The following is a 6,255-nucleotide window of genomic DNA, read 5'->3' as shown; positions in this document are numbered from 1 at the left end:
TAGACATATGGTTCACCTCTTTGAAAGCCTACCCTAAGCCTAACGGCTTAGGATGGGGCGGACCATATAATTAAGCCTCCACGAAGGAGGCTTAGGAAAAAAAAACCATAGTTTAGCGAAGTAGTGACATTGCCATACCCGGTAACTGGTTAGTTTGGGAAAGTACCGTTGTACCGGCTTGCATCAGCATTTGGTTTTTAGTCATGCTTGATGACTCCACTGCAAAGTCAGCATCAACAATACGACCTTTGGCTGCAGATACATTCTCAACCATGTTGCCTAGGTTTGTGATGGTGTGGTCAAGGCGGTTAATGTTGGCACCTAGTGCAGAACGTGCATCACCAATTTCTTTCAGTAAACCCGCTTCACCGTTAGCACCTGTTAGGGTCGTTAGTGCTGTTTGTGCGTTAGCTGCAGAAGTTAAATCACCTAGAGCTAATGAGCCTGAAGTACCAATGGTTGCATTCACTGCTTGTACTTCAGTTGACACATCAACTGCAAGTTGATCACCTGATTGGGTACCAATTTGGAAGTTAACCGCGCCTACACCAAATGAGCCAGCATCGGTCAAAATATCTTGTCCACCAAAACTTGTTGAGGCCATTACGTTTGCAAGCTCTTCACCAAGTTGTTGGAATTCTGCATCCAAAGCCACACGGTCATTTGCTGATACTGTGCCGTTTGATGCCTGTGTTGCAAGGTCATTCATGCGGTAGACGATGTTAGTCATTTCATCCATCGCACCTTCAGCAGTTTGCATCATTGAAATACCGTCTTGCGAGTTACGCATAGCTACAGACATGCCACGAGTTTGCGCATCTAGACGAGTTGCGATTTGAAGGCCAGCAGCATCATCTGCAGCTGAATTTACACGGAAACCTGTACTTAAACGTTCCATTGCTGTGTTTAACAAATTGCTAGTATTGTTTAGTGTGTTTTGTGTAACCAGTGATGCGTAATTGGTGTGCATAGATAGAGCCATGATAGTTCTCCTTGTAATCAATCTATCGAGGTATTTCCTGCTCACTGTATCTATGCGGTCAGTTGGAAAAGATCATTAAATTTTATTTTTAGAAGATGTGATTTTTATTATTTATATAACCACTAAATAAAGTTGTCATTTGTAAAGTAAGTTTTTCTGGTTAAACACGATATCGTTGAGACAGTGAAGAGTGTTTAAAAATAATAAGGTATATCGCAAATATTATGGTAATGCTGTGATCTCTAGTATGTGAGTCTGCCAGAGCCCATGTATTTAACTAAAACTGAATATTCATGCTGAATATGCGACTGAATTCAAAAATTTGACGGTCATCTGATGGCTGTAATTAGAAGCATATTTTCGTATGATACTTTCCATATTATGACCTTGGTCAATTGGCGTTGCTGTTGTATCTGAGGTTTCTTAAGGTAGATATTGCTACTTCAGTATTTACTTATAAATAACAAAATAGGGAATGCAAATGGAAGGATCAATTGAACAACAGCAAGCAGTACCAAAGTGGCTTAATAAATTTGGAACGGTTGCCTATGGCCTAATTGTATTAGGCTCATTTTTACCAGCGATAACAATTAAGGCTTGGGGAACTACTTCATCAGTAACAGGTGTGGATTTTTACGGTTTTTCGATTGTTATACTAATGATAATAGGTGCTGCAGCTTGTTTTATGGGATTACCTAAAATATTAGCCAAAGGTATCGGTGCAGTTACATTAATTTACCTATATTACAACCTTTATCAGGCATATAGCGAAATGTCTCAAATGGCTCAACTATTAGGTAATGATCGAGGTAATGAGTTTATTAATGGGCTTCAATATGCTGCAAATATGTTTGATATCGGGATGATGTTTTTGTTACTAGGTTTTGTATCGCTGAATATTTTTATGTTCGTCAGTTATAAACTTCATCCACGATTTGAAGCTCTTGAAATATTGTTGCGACACTATTCAAATAAAGGTGCTGAAACAGTAAAAGAAAAATCAGTTAAATTAGCGAATGCGACAGCAGAGAAAGCTGCGGAAGTACAAGAAAAAGCAAAAGAAAAAGCAGAAGAGGCTAAGAAAGGTGAGTCTGATGATAAGCACTTAAAAGATGCTATTCAATCATCAGAAATAGAAAAACAAAAACGTGACTAACATTATAACCAAGCGTTATATACGTACTTTGTAGTCAAGTAAGCTTATTAAGGTCTATGTTCGAAAGTTGATAGACCTTATATGATGCCGTCGTAATGAGAAATTTCGATGTCTTTAATTAAATTCGGGAGTATTAAAAAAGATTATTCATGGTGAATGTGATGAGTAATGTTCTTTTTACAAAGAAAATGAAAGTAAAACCTACGTAATTAACTTTTTCACTATGCACTACATTAGTTGGATGTAGGGATTACAATCAACTTTATTGTAAAAGTAAAGGAATTATATAATAACCAAATGAAAATAATATATTTTCTAATTTTTAGCTTTAACAAATATTAATGAGATGCATTGTGTGTTTTTTAATTAATATCGGTTTTTTTATGAATAATATATTTCGTTTTTAAGCTAAAAAATATAACAAATCAATCATAAGATATATAATTATTAATAATTATTCTAATTGAATTTTATATGTATAATAATTATATGGTTTTTATTTTTAATTGAAAATAAAACGAAGATGATGTCTGTTATGTTGTCGTGTATACCGAGATAACAGTTTTATAACCCTAAAGGAACTTGAAAGAATGCCAGTTGCAGAACGAGAAGATCAGCGTACTATTCGTGAACTTCAAATGATGTTTAAAGAGGGATACGAACATAAAGCTAAGTCAGAAAAACAGATTTCTGAATGCGAACAAAGTATAAGAACATTTAGAGCGAATAGTCAATCAGCATTAAAATATGCAGCTAAATTTAAGCAACCAAAAGTTGTTGAAAAAATTAATGCTATTAAATCTTCTGGTCAATCGCCGCAAACTTTAGATGACCCCATGTTGGTTGAATTAAAACAGTCTTTAGTTCCCTTATTTGAGCAATGTGATCAAGTTAACACACAAGCATTTAGTTTCTTTAAATCCAAACAGCTATCAAATTATCAAAATAGAGTCTTGACAAGAAATGATGATTTTAAATCATTGAGTGAAGATGATGAACGTATATCTGAAGCGTTTTCTAAAGCAGCAAATCCAATAAAAGAAGCACACCTTGAAAGGGTAAAACTTGCCCAAGAAATAGAAAATGAAACTAATCGAGTATTAAAAAAACGACGCACAATACGTTACACCATATTAACAATCGTTATTGGTTGTGGTGGTCTATTTTTCGCTCTTAAAGAAAATAATCCACAACTCCTTGAGCAATATATGGGTTTTTTTAATAAATAATAGGTGTGTAGAGCAAGATGAATAAACTAATTAGACAATTAACAAGTACTAAAATTAAAAAGACCTTTGAACAGGCTAATCTATACAAGAATATTGAAAAAAGCATAGATAAACATACAGAAATACAAGAAAAATTATTACAGTGTGCAGAGTCACTATTAACAGATGAGATCTCAGAGCAACATAAGCATTTAGCTAATGCCAAAAAAACATTAAAAGAAGCTGCTGTTAGTTTATCACCTATTGATAGCCCTGATCTAACTACGCAAGATTGGCAAAATTTCCCTTTTAATACCCAATATATGCCTAATGAATTGGTTATTGGCTATCAAAAACTACCAATTGATAATGAGGTAGTTAAAATTCCTGTCACCGTTCCGTTTATGTCTGGAAGTGATACATATTGTTATCGAGTAAAAACAGATGATCTAGAATGGACGCAAGCAGCATTGCATAACATCATCATGAGATTAAGCGCTATGTTGCCATACGGCGCACAATTCTGTTTGCTTGATCCTGCGAAAATGGGCGAAAGCTTTCCTTATATAAAACAGCTTCCTTTCAAACGTCCATTAACTAATGATATTGCTCGTACTCTTGAAGAAGTGCTTAATGATATAAACCGTATCCGACAAAACTATTTAGATAATCGTACTCGACGGTTGATGGATGTGGATGCAGATATTCGTGGTAATGAAAAGTTTGAATTCGTCATCGCTTCAAATTTCCCTAAAGGTTATGACCGTCGCTCTATAGAGTTGCTAGCCCAAATCGCTAATACAGGCTCTGTTACTGGTAAGTACGTCATACTTCAGCATAATCAAGATATTGATCTACCTAATGGCGCATCAATGGATTTATTTGAATCGCTGAAGAATATCCGCTCAAGTGAGAATCATATTACTGCGATATCATCTCTCGACATGTTCATGATTGGCCCTGAGTCAATTTGTGACGAGACAATTAACACGATTTTAGATGGTGTCGCTAAGGCAAAACCTAAAGAAACGAAACTTGAATTTACCGATGTAACTGATACTAATCCTGAAAATTGGTGGACGGGAGATACAGGCCACGAAATTCGCGTAGCCATTGGTGGTACTGGTGCGAAAAAAGATGATTTAGAACTATGGTTTGGTGAGAGCAATGGTCGCCAAATTTGTGCCCATGGAATGCTTGGTGCCATGACTGGTGCGGGTAAATCTAATTTATATCATGCCTTTATCATGGGACTTGCATGTCGCTATAGTCCTGATGAACTTGAACTGTACTTAATTGATGGTAAGCAAGGGGTTGAGTTTAAATGTTACCCAACGCTGCCTCATGCTAAAGTTGTTTCTTTAAATACCTCACCTGATCTTTCACGTAGTGTATTAAGTGAGCTCGTTGAAGAAATGATCCGCCGTAATGAATTGTTTAAACGAGAAGGCTACGAAAATTTACGTGATTACCGTAAAAAAGAAAAAAATAAGTTGCCTCGAATTTTGTTAGTGGTTGATGAATATCAGACCCTATTTGAAGATGATCGTGATGGACTAGGTTCCGATCTGATGGAAAAACTTGCGACACAAGGTCGAAGCGCAGGTATTCATATGCTTGTTGGTTCACAGCGTTTTGGTGCTTCTGGCATGCAAAATCAACAAAGTATTTTCGGTAACATTCATTTACGAATGGGCATGCAAATGAGTGAAGCTGATGTGACTGCATTACAAGAATTTGGTCCTAACGGAAAACGCTTACTTCGTGCGTGTAAAGAAGCGGGCCAAGTAGTTATAAATGATTCAGCAGCAAATGATGATAAAAACCGTGCAGGCCGAGTGACTTATCTTTCAGATGATCTACGTATTGATTTGATAAAAAAATTAGCTGATAAGTGGCAACAGCAAGAAAATCCAAAATATCATCATCAAGCTATCCTATTAGATGGTTCAGATCAGCCTCATTTGAGTGGTAATTTACAGTTAAAACAATTATTTAATGATTATTATTCACAACCTACACCACAAAATTTGGTTGAATTTGCTAATAAACCTGAATATGAGCAAGGGCTTGGTGAAAAAGAATGGTATAGCGTTGAGAAACCAGCCAATTTCTGGCTAGGTCGAGAAATGAATATTCATGGGCAGGCCAATATTGTGATGCGTCGTAGAACGAATGAGCACTTATTATTGGTCGGTGAATCTAATGAAGCACGTTCAGGGCTACTTAGTTACTGGCTTGGTCAATTATCTATTAACCATCCCGTAGGTGATTGTCAGTTATACCTGTTTGAGCGCGCAATAAAAGGTTCGCCTTGGCACGGCATTATGAGCAGAGCTATTGATATATGTTATTCATCTGAAGTTAACTACCGTGAAAACATCACTGAATTTAGTCACGATTTAGCAAATATTAAAGTTGAGTTTGAACGTAGAAAATCCATGGATGAAGAACAGATGCTAGCTCAACCAACGATCTATATCGTTGTCAACGAGGCGCAACGCGCAACAGAGCTTCAGCAGCAATCTGGTCGTTATGGTGTAAAAGAACATGGTGATTTAGGTGTGATTATTTCAGAGCTATTGGAGCAAGGGGCTGAGTATGGCATTCATATTGTAATGAGTTTTGATAATGTTCGTGCTGTGACTAAAGTATTTGATCGTCGTGATATTGATTTATTCAAACACAAAATAGTATTACAAATGTCTGAAGATGATAGTTTCAGTGTGATTAAATCTCGTCATGCTGCGTTGCTGCAGCAAACAACTCGAGTACCAATATATGCGCTGTACGCTAATGCTTCGCAAAACTATCCAATCAAGTTCAGACCTTATTGTTACAGTAATGCTGAAGAGCATACAGATGAGCTTAATGGATTGCGCCAATACATAGATTTGTGGAGAAATTAA

General features: G+C 36.4%; 4 protein-coding genes. 3 read left to right on the top strand and 1 reads right to left on the bottom strand.

The features are described from left to right. Nucleotides 1-112: 112 nt before the first annotated feature. A complete protein-coding gene (gene lafA / locus I3259_RS16405) occupies nucleotides 113-982 on the bottom strand; it encodes a lateral flagellin LafA (RefSeq protein WP_238030751.1) in 870 nt (289 codons plus the stop codon). A gap of 481 nt (nucleotides 983-1,463) precedes the next feature. On the opposite strand from lafA, the gene I3259_RS16400 reads away from it, so the two are divergent. The 3 genes from I3259_RS16400 to I3259_RS16390 all read left to right on the top strand — a co-directional run bounded on the left by I3259_RS16400 (nucleotide 1,464) and on the right by I3259_RS16390 (nucleotide 6,255). Further along, a complete protein-coding gene (locus tag I3259_RS16400; protein WP_238030749.1) occupies nucleotides 1,464-2,138 on the top strand; it encodes a hypothetical protein in 675 nt (224 codons plus the stop codon). A gap of 590 nt (nucleotides 2,139-2,728) precedes the next feature. Then, nucleotides 2,729-3,367, top strand: a complete 639-nt coding sequence (locus I3259_RS16395) for a hypothetical protein (RefSeq protein ID WP_238030747.1) — start codon at nucleotides 2,729-2,731, stop codon at nucleotides 3,365-3,367. Between the two features lie 17 nt (nucleotides 3,368-3,384). After that, nucleotides 3,385-6,255, top strand: a complete 2,871-nt coding sequence (locus I3259_RS16390; RefSeq protein WP_238030745.1) for an FtsK/SpoIIIE domain-containing protein — start codon at nucleotides 3,385-3,387, stop codon at nucleotides 6,253-6,255.

This window comes from Photobacterium sp. Ph5 (genome assembly GCF_022129445.1).
Taxonomy (GTDB): domain Bacteria; phylum Pseudomonadota; class Gammaproteobacteria; order Enterobacterales; family Vibrionaceae; genus Photobacterium.
This window is presented reverse-complemented; position numbering and strand designations above follow the sequence as displayed.

What these genes read in the sequence shown, in the direction of transcription:
- I3259_RS16395 (WP_238030747.1), top strand. Translation starts at nt 2,729, where the DNA reads ATGCCAGTTGCAGAACGAGAAGATCAGCGTACTATTCGTGAACTTCAA.
- I3259_RS16400 (WP_238030749.1), top strand. Translation starts at nt 1,464, where the DNA reads ATGGAAGGATCAATTGAACAACAGCAAGCAGTACCAAAGTGGCTTAAT.
- I3259_RS16390 (WP_238030745.1), top strand. Translation starts at nt 3,385, where the DNA reads ATGAATAAACTAATTAGACAATTAACAAGTACTAAAATTAAAAAGACC.
- lafA (WP_238030751.1), bottom strand. Translation starts at nt 982, where the DNA reads ATGGCTCTATCTATGCACACCAATTACGCATCACTGGTTACACAAAAC.